This window comes from Streptomyces sp. V4I23, from assembly GCF_030817975.1.
Lineage (GTDB): Bacteria > Actinomycetota > Actinomycetes > Streptomycetales > Streptomycetaceae > Streptomyces.
Genome location: NZ_JAUSZW010000004.1, coordinates 5,833,648 through 5,851,241, shown reverse-complemented (window position 1 = coordinate 5,851,241; position 17,594 = coordinate 5,833,648). Strand labels below are relative to the sequence as shown.

Sequence of the window (17,594 nt, the reverse complement as noted above, 5' to 3'; positions counted from 1 at the left end):
CCGGGCGGTGCCGACGGCCTTCGGTGCCCGGGCCCGCCCGCCCGGTCAGGCGCTGCGCTCCCTGATCCGCTTCGCCAGATCGGCGGCCGCCGCAGCAGGATCGTCGGCCTCCGTGATCGCCCGTACGACCACGACCCTGCGCGCCCCCGCGTCCAGCACCTCGTCCAGGTTGGACGCGTCGATGCCGCCGATCGCGAACCAGGGCCGGTCGCTCCCGAGCGAGGCCGCGTAGCGCACGAGACCGAGGCCCGGGGCGAAGCGGCCGGGCTTGGTGGGGGTGGGCCAGCAGGGGCCGGTGCAGAAGTAGTCGACGCCCGGCTCGGCGGCGGCCGTGTCCACCTCGGCCTCGGCATGCGTCGAGCGGCCGATGAGCACCCGGTCGCCGAGAATCGCCCGCGCGGCGGGGACGGGCAGGTCGCCCTGGCCCAGGTGCAGCACGTCCGCGCCAATGGCGTGGGCCACGTCCGCCCGGTCATTGACCGCGAGGAGCTTGCCGTGGCGCCGGCAGGCGTCGGCGAAGACCTGGAGGTGCTCCAGCTCCTCGCCCGCCTCCATGCCCTTGTCGCGCAGCTGGACGATGTCGACGCCGCCGGCGAGCACGGCGTCCAGGAACGCCGCCAGGTCGCCCTGGCGCTTCCGGGCGTCCGTGCACAGATACAGGCGGGCGTCGCCGAGCAGTTCGCGAGCCGTGGACATGATGCTTCCCCCCGCTGGATGGGTGATGAGCGGCGCGCGGGTGCGGGACGGAGCCGTTCGGCTCCCGCCCGCACCGCGCGCTTCGATGGTTCGTACGAGGCCGTCCTGTCAGGACGGGGACGTCGCGACGGACGTCAGACGGCGAGCGCCTGAGCCCGGCGCTTCACCTCCGTGCCGCGATTCTCGCTCAGGGCCTGCGCCGGGGTCCCCGGCAGGGTCGCGTCGGGAGTGAACAGCCACTCCAGCATTTCTTCGTCGGTGAAGCCGTCGTCCCGCAGCAGCGTCAGGGTCCCGGAGAGGCCCTTGACCACCTTGTTGCCGTCGATGAAGGCGGCAGGCACCTGCAGTGTCCTGTTCTCACCACGGCGGACGGCGATCAGCTGGCCCTCCTTGACCAGCTGCCGCACACGCGTCACCTCGACATCGAGCATTTCCGCGATGTCGGGCAGGTGGAGCCAGGCGGGGACGAGAGCATCAATTTTTGCGTCAATCTCGGTCACAGGAACAAGCCTGCCATCTTGGACTGACAGCCGGTAGCCGACTCCTACGCGGTCGCCGCCTTCAGGGGGACGGACGGGTCGGCGGCCCGGCCCGGGTCCAGCCGCGCGCCCGACGCCACGAGCCTGCGGCCCTGTGCCAGGTCACGCGGCCTGTCGACAGCGAGCAGCGCGACCAGCACGCCCTCCCGCAGCCACAGCACCGACCAGTCGGCGTCCACGGCCGGGTCGCCGCGCCACAGCAGCGTGTCGCCCGCCGGGTGATGGCCCGCGTACTGCACGAAACGCCCGAACTGCTCCGACCAGAAGTACGGCACCGGGTCGTACACCTGCGGCTCCGGGGCGGCCCCGAGGATGTTGGCCGCGACCGTGCGCGGACCCTGCAGCGCGTTGTCCCAGTGGTGGACGAGCAGCCGGGTGCCGTAGCGGCCCGAGGGGTAGGAGGCGCAGTCCCCCACGGCGTACACGTCGGGCGCGGAGGTACGCAGATGCCGGTCGGCGACGACTGCGCCGTCCTGGCCCAGCTCGATGCCGCTGCCGACAAGAGCGGCGGTCGCGGGCCTGGCGCCGATGCCGACGACGACGGCGCCGGCCGCGATCCTGCGTCCCGATCCGGCCAGCACCACCGTGCCCGGCTCGACGGCGGCAACCCGCTCGCCGGTGAGCAGCTCGGCACCCGCCTCGGCGTACCAGCGGGCCATGGGCGCCGCGACCTCGGCGGGCAGCGACCCGGCCAGCGGACGGTCGGCCGCCTCGACGACGGTCACGGCGCAGCCCGCCTCGCGCGCGGCGGTCGCGAACTCCGCGCCGATCCAGCCGGCCCCGACCACCACGATGTCGTGCTGCCGCGCGAGCACGGGCCGCAGCCGGTCCGCGTCGTCGAGCGTGCGCAGCAGATGGACGCCCGGGACGCCCGCGGCCCCGGGCAGGGCGACGGGTTCGGCACCGGTGGCGAGGACGAGGACGTCGTACGGGACGGGTCCGGCGGCGGTGTCGACCTCGTGCGCCCCGGGGCGTACGCCGGTCACCTCACAGCCCAGCCTCAGGTCGACGTCGAGCGCGTCGAAGTCGATGTCGAACGCGGAGCCCTCCGCCGTGCCGAGGAGGATCGCCTTGGAGAGCGGCGGCCGGTCGTACGGCTGGTGCGGTTCGGCGCCGATGAGGGTGACCGGTCCGGTGAAGCCCAGTTCGCGCAGGGCGACCGCGGTCTGCACCCCGGCCATGCCCGCGCCGACCACGACGACCCGTCGCCCGTCCCCGGCCTGCTCGTGCGTGTGCTCGCTCACCGGGCCACCTTAAGCTTCTGACGCATCATCAGGCAGCAGTTGCTCGACGACGCTGGTCCCGCTGCCCTCCTGCGACTCCCACTCCCAGGTCTCCTCCAGGCGCGCCCGCCCGTCGGGGAGTTCGACGACGGTGGACAGGCAGTGGCCGCTGGACGTCCCGCCGTCCGTCTTCAACTGGACATAACGGAAGTCCAGCCGGTCCCCCTCACGCGTGCCCACGAGGTGGCCGCGTACCACGTCGCCGCCCTCGTACTCGGCCCAGATCCGCCCCTGCCGCTCGTGGTAGAGGAACCGGGTGCGGGTGCCGACCTGGCCCGGGGCCTGGTCGGCCACCGGCGCGAGCACCAGTCCGTCGAGCGAGATCGCCACTGCGTCCACCTCCTGCGCACCCGCGCCGGGGGACGGCGGCTCCCTTACTGCGCGCCTGGGCGTGGGGTTAGGGTGGCCACCGTAAGGCACTCGCGGGAGCCCGGACGCACCGGGCTGAGAGGGAGGCTGGCCGGCCTCCGACCGTACGAACCTGATCCGGGTCATGCCGGCGAAGGGAGGGGCTGGACGCCCATGTCTCGTACACCAGACGCACCCGACGTCCTCGTCGTCGGGGGCGGGATCATCGGCCTGGTCACGGCCTGGCGCGCGGCGCAGCGCGGGCTGAGCGTGACCGTCGCCGATCCGGAGCCCGGCGGCGGGGCCGCGCGGGTCGCGGCGGGCATGCTGGCCGCCGTCACCGAACTCCACTACGGCGAGCAGACACTGCTCGGCCTGAACCTCGAATCGGCCCGGCGCTACCCGGCGTTCGCCGCCGAGCTGGAGGCGGCGAGCGGGCTGTCGGTGGGCTACCGCGCGTGCGGCACCCTCGCCGTCGCCCTCGACGCCGACGACCGCGCGCACCTGCGGGAACTGCACGCCCTGCAACGCCGTTCGGGCCTGGAGTCGGAGTGGCTGACCGGTCGCGAGTGCCGCCGCCTGGAGCCCATGCTCGCGCCGGGGGTCCGCGGCGGTCTGCGCGTCGACGGGGACCACCAGGTGGATCCGCGGCGGCTCGCCGCGGCGCTGGTCATCGCCTGCGAGCGCGCCGGGGTCGGCTTCCGCCGCGCCTGGGCCGAGCGGCTGCTCGTCGTGCACGACCGCGCCGCGGGTGCGGTCCTGGACGACGGAACGGAAGTCGCCGCCGGCCAGGTGGTGCTGGCGGGCGGCAGCCTGAGCGGCCGCCTCGGCGGGGTGCCGGACGACGTCCTGCCTCCCGTACGGCCGGTGAAGGGCCAGGTCCTGCGGCTGACGGTGCCGGGCTCGTACGCGCCGTTCCTGTCCCGCACGGTCCGCGCGGTGGTGCGCGGCAGCCACGTCTACCTGGTGCCGCGCGAGAACGGCGAGCTCGTGGTCGGCGCGACCACCGAGGAGCTGGGCTGGGACACGACCGTCACCGCCGGCGGCGTGTACGAACTGCTGCGGGACGCGCACGAGCTGGTGCCCGGCATCACCGAACTGCCGCTGACCGAGACGCGCTCCGGGCTGCGCCCCGGCTCCCCCGACAACGCGCCGATGCTCGGATTCACCGAGCTGCCGGGGCTCTTGCTCGCGACCGGCCACTACCGCAACGGCGTGCTGCTCACGCCCGTGACCGGCGACGTGCTCGCCGACGCGCTCACCAGCGGGCGGCTACCGGACCTCGCCGGCCCGTTCAGCCCCCGCCGGTTCGCCCCCGCCGGCGCACGCGTACGACAGGAGCAGCCCGCATGAACGTCTCCGTCAACGGCGAGACCCGCGAGCTCGCCGACCGCACCACCCTGGACACCGTGGTGGCGGCCCTCACGGCGGCCCCCTCGGGTGTGGCCGCCGCCGTCAACGAGACCGTCGTCCCGCGCAGCCAGTGGGCGGGCACCCGGCTCGGCGACGGCGACCGAGTCGAGATCCTCACCGCCGTGCAGGGGGGCTGAGCGCCATGGCCGACGACCGTCTCACCATCGGCGGCACCACCTTCACGTCGCGACTGATCATGGGTACGGGCGGGGCGCCCAGCCTCGACGTCCTGGAACGCTCGCTGATCGCGAGCGCCACGGAACTCACCACGGTCGCGATGCGGCGTCTCGACCCGACGGTGCAGGGCTCCGTCCTCTCCGTCCTGACCAGGCTGGGCATCCAGGTCCTGCCGAACACGGCCGGCTGTTTCACCGCCGGCGAGGCCGTTCTGACGGCGCGGCTCGCGCGGGAGGCGCTGGGAACGGACTGGATCAAGCTGGAGGTCGTCGCGGACGAGCGCACGCTGCTGCCGGACGGCGTGGAACTGCTGGAGGCGGCCGAGACGCTGGTCGACGACGGTTTCACTGTCCTGCCGTACACCAACGACGACCCGGTGCTGGCGCGGAAGCTGGAGGACGTGGGCTGCGCGGCGATCATGCCGCTGGGCTCGCCGATCGGGTCCGGGCTCGGCATCCGCAACCCGCACAACTTCCAGCTGATCATCGAGCAGGCGGGCGTCCCGGTGATCCTGGACGCGGGCGCGGGCACGGCGTCGGACGCGGCGCTGGCGATGGAGCTGGGCTGTGCGGCGGTGATGCTGGCGTCGGCGGTGACGCGGGCGCAGGAGCCGGTGCTCATGGCGGAGGCGATGCGGCACGCGGTGGAGGCGGGCCGCCTGGCACACCGGGCGGGCCGCATCCCCCGCCGCCACTTCGCGGAGGCGTCGTCGCCGACGGAGGGCCGGGCGTCCCTGGACCCGGAACGCCCGGCGTTCTGAGTCCGACGGGGGTCGGGGCCGTCTTCTGGGGCTGTCCCGGCCCCTGCGCCTCACACGCCGGCGGGGGCGTGGTCCGCTGCGCGGGCATGTTCCCCCGCCCCTCCCGAACCGGGGCTCCGCCCCGCCCGCGCCTCAAACGCCGACGGGGCGGGAATCCGCTGCGCGAAGCCGACGGGCCCGAGGGCTGCCCCCATGCGGGACGGGGCAGCCCACGGCCGCAGGCCGCAGGTGGAGGTTGCGGGCACGATCGCCGACCGTACGGGGCCGGCTTGGCCCAGTCGGGGGCGGGCTTGCCCGATGCGGGGCGGGGGTATCCACGGCGCCCGGCCGCAGGGCAGATCGAGGGCACGGCCGCAGGCGGGCGGGGGCCTGGGCCTGCCCCAGTTCGGGACGGGCGTACCGCCCACGGCCGCCGGGCCGTAGGGGAGGGCCGACGGGGAAAGTCCCCTGCAGGTTCACGACAACCGTCACAGGTGCGCTGCAAGCGGTTCCGGCGCGGACAGGGCGAACGGTCCCGCCTCGTAGAATCGCCGGGTGGACACGACCCTCTCAGACCCCCTCGTCGGGCAGGTGCTCGACGGCCGCTATCGCGTCGACGCGCGTATCGCCGTCGGCGGCATGGCCACGGTCTACCGGGCCGTCGACACCCGGCTCGACCGGGTCCTCGCGCTCAAGGTGATGCACCCCGAGCTCGCCACCGACGCGACGTTCGTGGAGCGGTTCATCCGCGAGGCCAAGTCCGTGGCCCGGCTGGCGCACCCCAATGTCGTCGGGGTCTTCGACCAGGGGGCCGAGGGCGCGTACGTCTATCTGGCGATGGAGTACGTCGCCGGCTGCACCCTGCGCGACGTCCTGCGCGAGCGCGGCGCGCTCCAGCCGCGGGCCGCGCTCGACATCCTGGAGCCCGTGCTCGCCGCGCTCGGCGCCGCGCACCGGGCCGGTTTCGTGCACAGGGACATGAAGCCCGAGAACGTCCTGATAGGGGACGACGGCCGGGTCAAGGTCGCCGACTTCGGGCTGGTCCGCGCGGTCGGCTCGGTCACCAACACCTCCGGCACCGTGCTGGGCACCGTCTCGTATCTCGCGCCGGAGCAGATCGAGTACGGCACGGCCGACACCCGCGCCGACGTGTACGCGTGCGGTGTCGTGCTGTACGAGATGCTCACGGGCGGCAAGCCGCACTCCGGCGACACCCCTGCCCAGGTGCTCTACCAGCACCTGAACGAGGACGTCCCCGCTCCCTCCGCCCTCGTACCGGGCCTCGCCGTCGAGCTCGACGACCTCGTGGCGAGCGCGACCGCCCGCAACCCCGACATCCGGCCGCACGACGCTGTCGCGCTCCTGGCGCAGGCCCGTGAGGCGCGTGCCGCGCTCGATGACGAGCAGCTGGACGCGGTGCCGCCACAGGCCCGCGGCGAGGGCGCTTCAGCGGACACCGCCCCGGAGGACGCGCCCACGGACGTGATCCTCCGCGCGCTGACCCGCGAGGAGCCCGGGGTCCACCACACCGCACGGCTGACCATGCCGCCGTCCTCCTCGCGGCCGCCCGAGAGGCCCGGTCCCGCCCGAGGCCCGCTCGCCCGCCGCGGCGTGCTCGCCCTGGTCGTCGTGGTCGTCGCGTTCCTCGGCATCGGCGCGGGCGTCTGGTACATCAACTCCGGCCAGTTCACCCGTGTCCCGGCGCTGATCGGCAAGACGGAGAAGGACGCCCGCCGGCAGCTCGACCGGGCCGGTCTCGAAGCGGGCAAGGTCCGCCACGACTTCAGCGAGACGGTTCCCCGCGGCTCGGTGATCAACAGCGATCCCGCCGCGGGCGAGCGCATCCGCGGGAACGGCTCGGTCACGCTGATCGTCTCGCGCGGCCCGAAGATCGTGAAGGTGCCGGACGTCGCCGGCAGGCCGCTCGCGGAGGCGGAGCGAGAGCTGCGCAGGGTGGGCCTGGCGCCGGGTGTGGTGACCAGGGAGTTCGACGACACCGTCCCCCAGGGCTCGGTGATCAGCACCGATCCGGAGCCGGGCAGCAGCCGCAGCCCGGACAGCGCGGTGTCGCTCGTGGTCAGCAAGGGCGCGCCGATCGACGTCCCGGACGTCACCGGGGACTCCGTGGAGGACGCCACCGCCGAGCTCGAAGAGGCCGGCCTGAAGGTGAAGGTGGCCGCCAGGCGGATCAACTCGCCGCACGAGGCGGGTGCGGTCGCGCGGCAGTCCGCCGCCGAGGGCACTCGGCTCGCCGCCGGTGACACGATCACGCTCACGGTGTCCAAGGGACCGCGGATGGTCGAGGTTCCGGACGTGGTGGGCGACAGCATCGAAGACGCCACCGCGGATCTGGAGGCGGCGGGCTTCGTGGTGGACGTGGAGAAGAGCTTCCCGTTCCTCGGCGAGGCGGTCGAGAGCCAGTCGGTGGCGGGCGGCGACGAGGCCCCTGAGGGCAGCACGGTCACCATCAAGATCAAGGGACTTTAAGTGCTCATGCGCAACCCCGTCGGCGGCCACGTCCCCGTGGCCGGCGGCCTGGCCACGACCGGCCTTGCCTACGCGCGGGAACTGGAGGCGGAGGCCGTGCAGGTCTTCGTGGCCAATCCGCGGGGCTGGGCCACGCCCGTCGGGAATCCCGCACAGGACGAGAAGTTCCGCGCGGAGTGCGCTGCCGACGGGCTCTCGGCCTGGGTGCACGCCCCCTATCTGATCAATTTCGGCTCGCACACCGAGGCCACCGTCGAGCAGTCGGTGATCTCGCTGCGTCACTCGCTGCGCCGGGCGCGGCAGATCGGTGCCCGGGGTGTCGTCGTGCACACGGGTTCGGCGACTGGGAGCACCTCCCGTGCCGGAGGCCACGGGGGAGGCCGCAGCCGCGAGGTGGCCCTGGCGCAGGTGCGGGAGCGGATGCTGCCGTTGCTGGACGAGCTGACGCACGAGGACGACCCGTATCTGCTGCTGGAGTCCACGGCGGGCCAGGGCTCGTCGCTCTGCTACCTGGCCTCGGACTTCGGACCCTACTTCGAGGCGCTCGACGCACACCCCAGGCTGGGGATCTGCCTGGACACCTGCCACATCTTCGCGGCGGGGCATGATCTGGCCGCTCCGCAGGGTGTAGCGCGGACGCTGGACGAGCTCGTGGCGACGGTCGGGGAGGGCCGGCTGAGGCTGATCCACGCCAATGATTCGAAGGATGTGGTGGGGGCACACAAAGACCGTCACGCGAACATTGGCGCGGGACACATCGGCGAGGAGCCGTTCCGCGAGCTCATGGCCCATCCCGCCACCGACGGTGTGCCGCTGATCATCGAGACACCGGGCGGCAAGGAGGGGCACGCGGCGGACGTGGCGCTGCTGAAGAAACTTCGCTGACGGCTTTTCCGAGAGCCATTGAGGAATACCCCTAGGGGGTATACGGTTGTTTCTGTCGGCAGGAACCGCTACCTGACGTTGGGGGCATCGCCATGCAGCACGAGACGCACGCACACCACACCGGGCACGATCACGCGACCCACGGCCAGGCCGCCCAGGACCCGCACGGCGGCCACCACGACCACGCCGCCCACCACGGGCACGACCAGTCCGCTCACGCCCACCACGGCGGTGGCAAGGTCAGCTGGTCCATGGCGGCCAAGGCCACGCTGCACTGCCTCACGGGGTGCGCCATCGGCGAGGTCCTCGGCATGATCATCGGTACGTCCCTGGGCTGGGGGAATGCCCCCACCATGGCGCTGGCCATCGTCCTGGCCTTCTTCTTCGGCTACTCGCTCACCCTGTGGGCCGTCGTGCGCGCGGGTCTGGGCCTGAAGGCCGCGATCGGTGTGGCGCTGGCGGCCGACACGCTGTCCATCACCGTCATGGAGATCGTCGACAACGGCGTCCTGCTGCTGGTGCCCGGCGCGATGGACGCCCACCTGGCGGACGGACTGTTCTGGGGCGCGCTCGCCTTCGCGTTCCTGATCGCCTTCCTGGTCACGACCCCCGTGAACAAGTGGATGATCGGCCGCGGCAAGGGCCACGCGGTGGTCCACCAGTACCACCACTGACGCCGCCGCCCCGCGGCGTCCAGGACGGCCCGGAGTCCTCAGAACTCGGGGCCGTCTCCCGGTTCCTCCTGGTAGGAGTAGCGCTGTTCCTTCCAGGGGTCGCCGACGTTGTGATAGCCGCGCTCCTCCCAGAAGCCGCGGCGGTCGGCGGTCATGTACTCCACGCCACGGACCCATTTGGGCCCCTTCCAGGCGTACAGATGCGGCACGACGAGCCGCAGCGGGAAGCCGTGTTCGGCGGTGAGGAGCTCACCGTCCTTGTGCGTGGCGAAGATCGTGCGTTCCGCGACGAAGTCGGACAGCCGCAGATTCGCACTGAAGCCGTACTCGGCCCAGACCATGACATGGGTGACGGCAGGCGCCGGCGGGGCGAGCTCCACGATCGTACGGGCGGACACACCCCCCCATTCGGCCGCCAGCATGCTGAACTTCGTCACGCAGTGCAGATCGCCCACGACGGTACAGAAGGGCAGCGCCGAGAACTCCTCGTGGTTCCAGCAGCGCTTGTCGCCGTCCGCGGTGGCGCCGAAGACCCTGAACTCCCAGCGGTCCGGCTTGAACTTGGGGACGGGGCCGTAGTGGGTGACCGGCCAGCCGCGCTGCAGTCGCTGTCCCGGCGGAAGCTCGGACTCCTCTGGTGCGCGGTATTCCCGGCTCTCCGGCTGACCCATGCCTCCAATGGTGACAGACCGGGAGGGGTGGTCATGACCAGGTCTGGGCCGATTCGGGCAACTCCTACTAAGGAGGCACTTACTGGACGACCCCTTGCCTCGATGCAAGGATGCGCCCACCTGCCCAGTCATACGCGCGGAAGGAGCCTCTGCGATGCAGGGCGACCCCGAGGTCATCGAGTTTCTCAACGAGCAGCTGACCGCCGAATTGACCGCGATCAACCAGTACTTCCTGCACGCGAAGATGCAGGAGAACTTCGGCTGGACGAAGCTCGCCAAGTACACCCGGGCCGAGTCCTTCGACGAGATGAAGCACGCCGAAGTCCTCACCGACCGCATCCTCTTCCTGGAGGGCCTGCCGAACTACCAGCGCCTGTTCCACGTACGGATCGGGCAGTCGGTCACCGAGATGTTCCAGGCCGACCGGCAGATCGAGGTCGAGGCGATCGACCGCCTCAAGCGGGGCATCGAGGTCATGCGCACCAAGGGCGACATCACCTCGGCGAACATCTTCGAGTCGATCCTCGCGGACGAGGAGCACCACATCGACTACCTCGACACCCAGCTGGAGCTGGTCGAGAAGCTCGGCGAGTCGCTCTACATCGCCCAGCTGATCGAGCAGCCGGACAGCTGAGGGCGGCGTCCGCGCACATCCGCGCGCGGGCCCGGCGGACTCAGGCGGCCTCGTCGAGAGCGGGACGGGTCCCCGCCGTCGGATCGGCGGCCAGCACGGCGGCACTGCTGCCGTTCTCCAGCAGCTCGCGGCGGGGGCACGCCCCGCGGCCGAGCAGCCCCTGTATCCGGCGCACGCACGAACCGCAGTCCGTCCCGGCCTTGGACACGGACGCTATCTGGCGGGGGGTGCAGGCACCGGCCTCCGCGTGTTCCTTGACCTGCTTCTCCGTGATGCCGAAGCACGAGCAGACGTACACGCGGTTCACCTCCCGGAAGATCGAACGGGATCGATAAGGGGCGCCGTCCCGATTGATCGGTGAGGCTAACCTAACCTTACCCGCCGCCCGCGGGTCGCAAAAGCCCGGGATACGACCGTGGGGCGCGGATCACATCGATCCGCGCCCCACCGTCGTCGGGCCGTCACTACTGGTCGCGGTACATCTCCGCCACCAGGAACGCCAGGTCCAGGGACTGGCTGCGGTTGAGCCGCGGGTCGCACGCCGTCTCGTAGCGCTGGTGCAGGTCGTCGACGAAGATCTCGTCGCCGCCGCCCACGCATTCGGTGACGTCGTCGCCGGTGAGCTCGACGTGGATGCCGCCCGGGTGGGTGCCGAGCGCCTTGTGGACCTCGAAGAAGCCCTTGACCTCGTCGAGCACGTCGTCGAAGCGCCGGGTCTTGTGGCCGGACGCCGCCTCGAAGGTGTTGCCGTGCATCGGGTCGGTCACCCAGGCCACGGTCGCGCCCGACGCGGTCACCTTCTCGACCAGCTCGGGAAGCTTGTCGCGGACCTTGTCGGCGCCCATGCGGACGATGAACGTCAGCCGGCCGGGCTCGCGCTCCGGGTCCAGGCGGTCGATGTACGTCAGCGCCTCGTCGACCGTCGTCGTCGGGCCGAGCTTGATGCCGATCGGGTTGCGGATCTTCGACGCGAACTCGATGTGCGCCCCGTCCAGCTGGCGGGTGCGCTCACCGATCCAGACCATGTGGCCCGAGGTGTCGTACAGCTGCCCGGTCCGGGAGTCGACCCTGGTCAGCGCCGACTCGTAGTCCAGCAGCAGCGCCTCGTGGGAGGCGTAGAACTCGACCGTGCGGAATTCCGCCGGGTCGGTGCCACAGGCCTTCATGAAGTTCAGCGCGTTGTCGATCTCGCGGGCGAGCTGCTCGTAGCGCTGGCCCGACGGCGACGACTTCACGAAGTCCTGGTTCCAGGCGTGCACCTGGCGCAGGTCGGCGTAGCCGCCGGTGGTGAAGGCGCGCACCAGGTTCAGCGTCGACGCGGACGCCTGGTACATGCGCTTGAGCCGCTCCGGGTCCGGGACCCGGGCCGCCTCGGTGAAGTCGAAGCCGTTGACGGAGTCGCCCCGGTAGGTGGGCAGGGTGACGCCGTCGCGGGTCTCGGTCGGCTTGGAGCGGGGCTTGGAGTACTGCCCGGCGATCCGGCCGACCTTGACGACCGGCACGGAGGCGGCGTACGTCAGCACGGCGCCCATCTGGAGCAGCGTCTTGAGCTTGTTGCGGATGTGGTCGGCGGACACGGCGTCGAAGGCCTCGGCGCAGTCGCCGCCCTGGAGCAGGAACGCCTCGCCCTTGGCGACGGCTCCCATCCGGGCGCGCAGCTGGTCGCACTCGCCCGCGAAGACGAGCGGCGGATACGACTCGAGGTCCGCGATCACATCGCGCAGAGCCTCGGCATCGGGGTACTCGGGCTGCTGCGCCGCGGGCAGGTTTCGCCAGGTGTTGCCACCGGTAGCGGTGGTCTTAGCGTTCACGGTCACGCCGTCAACAGTACGTGGTCGGGAGCGCTGTCCATGTCGCCGCTCAGCAGATGAGACGCCCCGGGCCCATCGTTGTCATGCCCCGGTGTTAGCCTCAGGCGCTTGCGACCGGGCGGGGAGCCGCGGTCGCCATCACTTCGGAGCCCGCAGGGGTGGGCCTTGAGCAGGGGTGGGGCGTGAATCCGAGACATCGGAGAAACCGTAAGAAACGATCGATCCTGTACGGAGTGGCCGCCGCCGTCGTGGCGTCGGCCGTCGCCGGCACGGTCGCCGTCGCGTCGCCGGACCTGCTGGGCGGGGACGGCGAGACGGCAGCGGTGGCACCGGGGGCTCAGCTCCAGGCCGAGTTCGCACAGGCCGCCGAGGAGTTCGACGTTCCCCAGAGCGTGCTGATGGCGGTCTCGTACCGCCAGACGCGCTGGGAGTCGCACCGCGGCGAGCCGAGCGTCACCGGCGCGTACAACGTCATGGGGCTGACCAGTGTCCAGCCGGGGGACGTCGAGCAGCACGACGCCAAGGAGCGCCTGGCGCACCTGAACGCGAGCGGCAACCCGGAGATCGAGAAGACCTTCGACGCCGAGAAGGCGCTGGCGGCCCTGCCGAAGGAGACGGTCGACACCGACGACCCCCGTCTGCACACGCTGGACGAGGCCGCCGAGCTGATCGACAGCTCCGAGGAGTCCGTGAAGGCGGACGCCGGGACAAGCATCCGCGCGGGCGCCGCGCTGCTCGCCGAGTACCAGAAGGAGGCCACGGGCGACCTGCCCGAAGAGGCCGACGAGTGGTACGCGGCTGTGGCGCGCTACAGCCAGTCGCCCGACAAGAAGGGCGCCGACCTCTTCGCGAAGCGCGTCTTCGAGTCGATCCGGAAGGGTGAGCAGAGGCTCACGACGGACGGCCAGCAGGTCACCCTGCCGGCCGACCCGACCGTGACCCCGGTCAAGCCGTCGAAACTGCCGCTGGCGACGACCGTGAGCACGACGGCGACTCCGACGCCCGAGTGCCCGGCCGGCCTGAACTGCAACTACATCCCTGCCGAGGTCCCGAGCACCGGCCAGCGCAACTACACGCTGGCGAGCCGCGCGGTGAACGGCTTCGACATCCGCCGGATCGTCGTCCACGACACCGAGGGCAGCTACGCCGGCACCATCAGCGCCTTCCAGAGCTCCACGGCCAGGGGCAGTGCGCACTACCTGATCCGCGCCTCCGACGGTCTGGTCACCCAGATGGTCGAGAACAAGAACATCGCCTGGCACGCGGGCAACTGGACCGCGAACATGCACGACATCGGCATCGAGCACGAGGGCTACGCCATCAAGGCGGGCAGCTGGTACACCGAGCCCCAGTACGAGTCCTCCGCGGCCCTGGTGAAGTTCCTGGCGGCCAAGTACGGCGTCCCGATCGACCGTGAGCACATCATCGGCCACGACGAGGTGCCGGGACAGCTGGACGCCAAGGTCGCCGGCATGCACTGGGACGCCGGTCCGTACTGGGACTGGAACCACTACATGTCGCTGATGGGCGCTCCCACCGGTGCCGGCGGCGCGGGCGGACCGCTGAAGGCCGGCCAGCTGGTGCGTGTCGTGCCGCCGTTCACCACGGCGAACCAGCCCACGCTGACCTACGGCGGCGCGACCAAGCCGGTCGACCCCCGCCCGTCGAACTTCCTCTACCTCTACACGTCGCCGTCCACGTCCTCGGCCACGATCACCGACCCCTACTTCCCCTCGTACCTGTGGTCCGAAGGGCCGAACTGGGGGAACAAGGCCGTCGCCGGCGGCACCTACGTCGTCGCCGAGGCGCAGAAGGACTGGACCGCGATCTGGTACGCCGGAAAGAAGGCGTGGTTCCGCAACCCCGGCGGCCAGTACGCGGCGCCTGTCACCGGTGGAACGCTCGTGAAGCCCATCACCGGAGCCAAGCTGTACGGGCGGTCCTTCCCGGAGGCGTCGGCCTACACCGGCACCGGTCAGACGGCCCCGACGGACAACCCCAACTACCTGTCCAAGTACACGGTCGCGACGGGTCAGGCATACGCGAAGGCCGGCGACGCGGTCCTCGGTGACGACTACTTCGGTTCCTCGCAGGTCCGGGTCGTCGGCAAGACGGACACCTACATCCCGATCCGCTACAACCACCGCCTGGCCTGGGTGAAGTCGACCGAGGTCACCGAGGCCACGCCCACGGCTCCCGACGCCGGCACCACCCGGTTCAACGTCCTCGGGCGGGACTCCGGCGGCAATCTGTACCAGTACCAGGGCACCGGCAGCGCCTCCGCGCCGTTCTACGCCCGGTACCGCGTGGGCGGTGGCTGGCAGCAGTTCAACGCCCTCACCAACCTCGACACCCTGCGTGCCGACGGGACCGGCGACATGGTGGCCCGGGACTCCTCCGGCACGCTCTGGTACTACCGGGGCAGCGGCAACAAGAACGCTCCGTTCCTGACGAAGCTCAAGGTCGGGACGGGCTGGGGGCAGTTCAACATGCTCGTCGGCACCGGTGACCTGACCGGTGACGGCAAGGCCGACATGATCGCCCGTCAGAGCTCGACCGGCAGCCTGTACCTGTACCGGGGCACGGGCGACCCGGCGGTGCCGTTCCTGACGAAGCTCAAGGTCGGCGACGGCTGGGGCAAGTTCAACGCCCTGGTCGGCACGGGCGACCTGAACGCCGACGGCAAGAAGGACATCGTCGCGCGCGACGGCGCCGGTGCGCTGTACCTGTACAAGGGCACGGGCAGCGCGACGGTCCCGTTCGCCGCACGGACGAAGATCGGCGACGGATGGGGACGGTTCAACACCCTCGCGGGCACCGGGGACCTCACCGGTGACGGCAAGGCCGACATGATCGCCCGCGAGTCGGCGGGCGCCCTGTACCTGTACAGGGGCACCGGCGACCCGGCCGCCCCGTTCGCCGCGCGGACGAAGATCGGCGACGGCTGGCAGATCTACAACCTGCTGATCTGACCCGTACGGCATCCGCAGGCACCCCGCCCGCGGCGCGGCGGCCGTCCTCATCGTGGGACGTGCCGCGGCGCCGCGGGCGGATGCGTTAGGGTCGGCGTCATGTTCGCGCAGCAGATCCAGAACTGGTGGTGGACCGCACATCGGCGGCCCACCTCCTGATCGCGCGCAGCACCGGATCGAGAAGGCCGCCCGAGGGGCGGCCTTCGGCGTTTGCGGACCAGCGGCCGTTCCTCTCCCACCCGGAAGGAACCCCCGCATGACCGACAGCCTCATCAGCCGGCTCCTGGACGACGACTGCCCGCCGTTCGCCGTGCTGCACCGCCGTACTCCCGGCCGTGACCACGGCACCGTCGAGGTGCTGATCGGGGACGTCCACGACGTCGAACGCCTCGCCGCTCTCCCCGGGGGCGAGCGCCCCGCACTCGCGCTGGTCCCGTTCCGGCAGATCGCGGAGCGCGGCTTCGACGTACGCGACGACGGGACGCCGCTCACCGTGCTGGTCGCCGACGAGAGCCACGAGCTCGCGCTGGACGAGGTCCTCGCGGCGCTCCCCGCGCACTCCGTACGGGTCGAGGGCGGGGCCTTCGACACCGGCGACGAGGAGTACGCGGACATCGTGCGCCGGGTCATCGAGGACGAGATCGGGAAGGGCGAGGGCGCGAACTTCGTGATCCGGCGCACCTTCACCGGACGGATCCCCGGCTTCTCGCGCGCCGACGCCCTGGCCCTGTTCCGGCGTCTGCTGGCCGGTGAGCGGGGCGCGTACTGGACCTTCGTCGTCCACACGGGCACCCGGACCCTGGTGGGCGCGAGCCCCGAGGTGCATGTGCGGATGACCGGCGAGGGGGGCGAGCGCGAAGCGCTCTCGTTCGAGGATGGTGGTGGGAGACGGGCGGGCGGGACGGTCGTGATGAATCCGATCAGCGGCACGTTCCGGTATCCGCCCGAGGGCCCGAGCGCCGAGGCGCTGCTCGGCTTCCTCGACGACCGCAAGGAGCGCGAGGAGCTGTCCATGGTCGTCGACGAGGAGCTGAAGATGATGTGCACCGTCGGCGACATGGGCGGTGTCGTCGTGGGGCCGCGGCTCAAGGAGATGGCCCATCTCGCCCACACCGAGTACGAGTTGCGGGGGCGTTCGTCCCTCGATGTGCGCGAGGTGCTGAAGGAGACGATGTTCGCGGCGACGGTCACGGGTTCGCCGGTGCAGAACGCCTGCCGGGTCATCGAGCGCCACGAAGTGGGCGGCCGAGGGTACTACGCGGGCGCGCTGGCGCTGATCGGCCGGGACGGCACGGGCGCGCAGACCCTCGACTCGCCGATCCTGATCCGCACCGCCGACATCGACCCGGGAGGAGCTCTGCGGGTCCCGGTCGGGGCCACACTCGTGCGGCACTCGGACCCGCTGGGCGAGGTGGCCGAGACGCACGCCAAGGCGGCGGCCGTGCTGGCCGCCCTGGGGGTGGTGCCGGGGCGCGCGGAGGAGCCGGCCGCGCGGCCCCGGCTCGCCGACGACCCGCGCGTACGGGCGGCGCTGGACGCCCGGCGCGCGGACCTCGCGCCGTTCTGGCTGCGGATGCAGGAGCCGTCCGGGCGGCTGTCCGGGCATGCCCTGGTCGTCGACGGCGAGGACACGTTCACGTCGATGCTGGCGCACCTGCTGCGTTCCTCGGGCCTGGAGGTGTCGGTGCGCCGGTACGACGAGCCGAGTCTGCGGGAGCGGGTGCTCGGTCACCGGGGGCCGGTGGTGCTGGGGCCGGGCCCCGGTGATCCCGCCGACGCGGGCGACCCGAAGATGCGGCTGATGCGGCAGCTCGCCGCCGATCTGCTGCGCGGGCACCGGGACGGGCCCGCCCGTCACCCGACCACCGCCCCTCATCGAGGTCCTTCGGACCACACCTTCCTGCTCGGGGTGTGCCTCGGGCACGAGCTGATCGCGGCCGAGCTGGGTCTGGACATCGTCCGCAAGGACGAGCCGTACCAGGGCGCTCAGGAGCGGATCGACTTCTTCGGACGGGCGGAGACGGTCGGCTTCTACAACAGCTTCACCGCGCGCTGCGACGATGCGGGCGCGGCGGCCCTGCTCGCGGACCGCGGGGTGGAGGTCGCCAGGGACACGGCGACGGGGGAGGTGCACGCCCTGCGAGCACCGCGGTTCGCGTCGGTGCAGTTCCACCCGGAGTCGGTGCTGACGCTCGACGGCGCCTCCCTCGTCACCGAACTGCTCTCGGCGGTCCCGGCCCACCTGGCCTGAGCGGCCGGCGGCGC

17 protein-coding genes and 1 riboswitch are annotated in these 17,594 nt (G+C 71.7%); of the genes, 10 read left to right on the top strand and 7 right to left on the bottom strand.

Annotated features, from left to right (window positions below; all coding sequences use genetic code 11):
* Positions 1-45: 45 nt before the first annotated feature.
* The 4 genes from thiE to QFZ82_RS28880 all read right to left on the bottom strand — a co-directional run bounded on the left by thiE (position 46) and on the right by QFZ82_RS28880 (position 2,848).
* A complete protein-coding gene (gene thiE / locus QFZ82_RS28895) occupies positions 46-696 on the bottom strand; it encodes a thiamine phosphate synthase (RefSeq protein WP_307715933.1) in 651 nt (216 codons plus the stop codon).
* Between the two features lie 134 nt (positions 697-830).
* Positions 831-1,196: an Rv2175c family DNA-binding protein gene (locus QFZ82_RS28890; RefSeq protein ID WP_307715932.1), complete on the bottom strand. Its 366-nt coding sequence runs from the start codon at positions 1,194-1,196 to the stop codon at positions 831-833.
* A 44-nt stretch (positions 1,197-1,240) separates the two neighbouring features.
* Positions 1,241-2,479, bottom strand: coding sequence for an NAD(P)/FAD-dependent oxidoreductase (locus QFZ82_RS28885; RefSeq protein ID WP_307715931.1), 1,239 nt, complete (start codon positions 2,477-2,479; stop codon positions 1,241-1,243).
* 9 nt (positions 2,480-2,488) lie between these two features.
* Positions 2,489-2,848, bottom strand: a complete 360-nt coding sequence (locus QFZ82_RS28880) for a hypothetical protein (RefSeq protein WP_307715930.1) — start codon at positions 2,846-2,848, stop codon at positions 2,489-2,491.
* 82 nt (positions 2,849-2,930) lie between these two features.
* Positions 2,931-3,043: riboswitch (TPP riboswitch) on the top strand.
* Here QFZ82_RS28880 and thiO point away from each other — a divergent pair.
* The 6 genes from thiO (at position 3,041) to QFZ82_RS28850 (ending at position 9,241) form a co-directional block, all read left to right on the top strand.
* Entirely contained in the window at positions 3,041-4,219 is a 1,179-nt protein-coding gene (gene thiO, locus QFZ82_RS28875; RefSeq protein ID WP_307715929.1) for a glycine oxidase ThiO, read from the top strand. (Overlaps the previous riboswitch by 3 nt.)
* On the top strand, positions 4,216-4,416 hold the full coding sequence (gene thiS, locus QFZ82_RS28870; protein WP_177152793.1) for a sulfur carrier protein ThiS: 201 nt from the start codon (positions 4,216-4,218) through the stop codon (positions 4,414-4,416). Before thiO ends, thiS begins: the two co-directional genes overlap by 4 nt.
* A 5-nt stretch (positions 4,417-4,421) precedes the next feature.
* Positions 4,422-5,216: a thiazole synthase gene (locus tag QFZ82_RS28865; protein ID WP_307715928.1), complete on the top strand. Its 795-nt coding sequence runs from the start codon at positions 4,422-4,424 to the stop codon at positions 5,214-5,216.
* Between the two features lie 534 nt (positions 5,217-5,750).
* Positions 5,751-7,682 (top strand): Stk1 family PASTA domain-containing Ser/Thr kinase, encoded by a 1,932-nt coding sequence (gene pknB / locus QFZ82_RS28860; RefSeq protein ID WP_307715927.1) that lies wholly within the window; start codon positions 5,751-5,753, stop codon positions 7,680-7,682.
* Positions 7,683-7,688: 6 nt separating this feature from the next.
* Positions 7,689-8,567 carry a deoxyribonuclease IV gene (locus QFZ82_RS28855; protein ID WP_307715926.1) on the top strand — a complete coding sequence of 293 codons (879 nt, stop codon included), beginning with the start codon at positions 7,689-7,691 and terminating at the stop codon, positions 8,565-8,567.
* Positions 8,568-8,659: 92 nt separating this feature from the next.
* Positions 8,660-9,241 (top strand): DUF4396 domain-containing protein, encoded by a 582-nt coding sequence (locus QFZ82_RS28850; protein ID WP_307715925.1) that lies wholly within the window; start codon positions 8,660-8,662, stop codon positions 9,239-9,241.
* A gap of 38 nt (positions 9,242-9,279) precedes the next feature.
* On the opposite strand, the gene QFZ82_RS28845 is transcribed toward QFZ82_RS28850, so the two are convergent.
* Positions 9,280-9,912 carry a sulfite oxidase-like oxidoreductase gene (locus QFZ82_RS28845; RefSeq protein WP_177152798.1) on the bottom strand — a complete coding sequence of 211 codons (633 nt, stop codon included), beginning with the start codon at positions 9,910-9,912 and terminating at the stop codon, positions 9,280-9,282.
* Between the two features lie 154 nt (positions 9,913-10,066).
* Here QFZ82_RS28845 and bfr point away from each other — a divergent pair, with 154 nt between their 5' ends.
* A complete protein-coding gene (gene bfr / locus QFZ82_RS28840) occupies positions 10,067-10,546 on the top strand; it encodes a bacterioferritin (protein WP_307715924.1) in 480 nt (159 codons plus the stop codon).
* A gap of 40 nt (positions 10,547-10,586) precedes the next feature.
* On the opposite strand, the gene QFZ82_RS28835 is transcribed toward bfr, so the two are convergent.
* Positions 10,587-10,844: a bacterioferritin-associated ferredoxin gene (locus QFZ82_RS28835; protein WP_307717874.1), complete on the bottom strand. Its 258-nt coding sequence runs from the start codon at positions 10,842-10,844 to the stop codon at positions 10,587-10,589.
* A gap of 166 nt (positions 10,845-11,010) precedes the next feature.
* Positions 11,011-12,357, bottom strand: coding sequence for a class II 3-deoxy-7-phosphoheptulonate synthase (locus QFZ82_RS28830; RefSeq protein ID WP_307717873.1), 1,347 nt, complete (start codon positions 12,355-12,357; stop codon positions 11,011-11,013).
* 233 nt (positions 12,358-12,590) lie between these two features.
* Here QFZ82_RS28830 and QFZ82_RS28825 point away from each other — a divergent pair, with 233 nt between their 5' ends.
* The 3 genes from QFZ82_RS28825 (at position 12,591) to QFZ82_RS28820 (ending at position 17,580) form a co-directional block, all read left to right on the top strand.
* The gene (locus tag QFZ82_RS28825) at positions 12,591-15,329 is read left to right on the top strand and encodes an N-acetylmuramoyl-L-alanine amidase (RefSeq protein ID WP_307715923.1); all 2,739 of its coding nucleotides are present in this window, start codon (positions 12,591-12,593) and stop codon (positions 15,327-15,329) included.
* Between the two features lie 99 nt (positions 15,330-15,428).
* Positions 15,429-15,488, top strand: coding sequence for a trp operon leader peptide (locus tag QFZ82_RS39835; RefSeq protein WP_177152834.1), 60 nt, complete (start codon positions 15,429-15,431; stop codon positions 15,486-15,488).
* 97 nt (positions 15,489-15,585) lie between these two features.
* A complete protein-coding gene (locus QFZ82_RS28820) occupies positions 15,586-17,580 on the top strand; it encodes an anthranilate synthase family protein (protein WP_307715922.1) in 1,995 nt (664 codons plus the stop codon).
* Positions 17,581-17,594: the final 14 nt, after the last annotated feature.

Coding starts and splice junctions, on each gene's coding strand:
- bfr (WP_307715924.1), top strand. CDS start 10,067: ATGCAGGGCGACCCCGAGGTCATCGAGTTTCTCAACGAGCAGCTGACC.
- thiO (WP_307715929.1), top strand. CDS start 3,041: ATGTCTCGTACACCAGACGCACCCGACGTCCTCGTCGTCGGGGGCGGG.
- QFZ82_RS28855 (WP_307715926.1), top strand. CDS start 7,689: ATGCGCAACCCCGTCGGCGGCCACGTCCCCGTGGCCGGCGGCCTGGCC.
- QFZ82_RS28820 (WP_307715922.1), top strand. CDS start 15,586: ATGACCGACAGCCTCATCAGCCGGCTCCTGGACGACGACTGCCCGCCG.
- QFZ82_RS28865 (WP_307715928.1), top strand. CDS start 4,422: ATGGCCGACGACCGTCTCACCATCGGCGGCACCACCTTCACGTCGCGA.
- QFZ82_RS28850 (WP_307715925.1), top strand. CDS start 8,660: ATGCAGCACGAGACGCACGCACACCACACCGGGCACGATCACGCGACC.
- thiE (WP_307715933.1), bottom strand. CDS start 696: ATGTCCACGGCTCGCGAACTGCTCGGCGACGCCCGCCTGTATCTGTGC.
- thiS (WP_177152793.1), top strand. CDS start 4,216: ATGAACGTCTCCGTCAACGGCGAGACCCGCGAGCTCGCCGACCGCACC.
- QFZ82_RS28845 (WP_177152798.1), bottom strand. CDS start 9,912: ATGGGTCAGCCGGAGAGCCGGGAATACCGCGCACCAGAGGAGTCCGAG.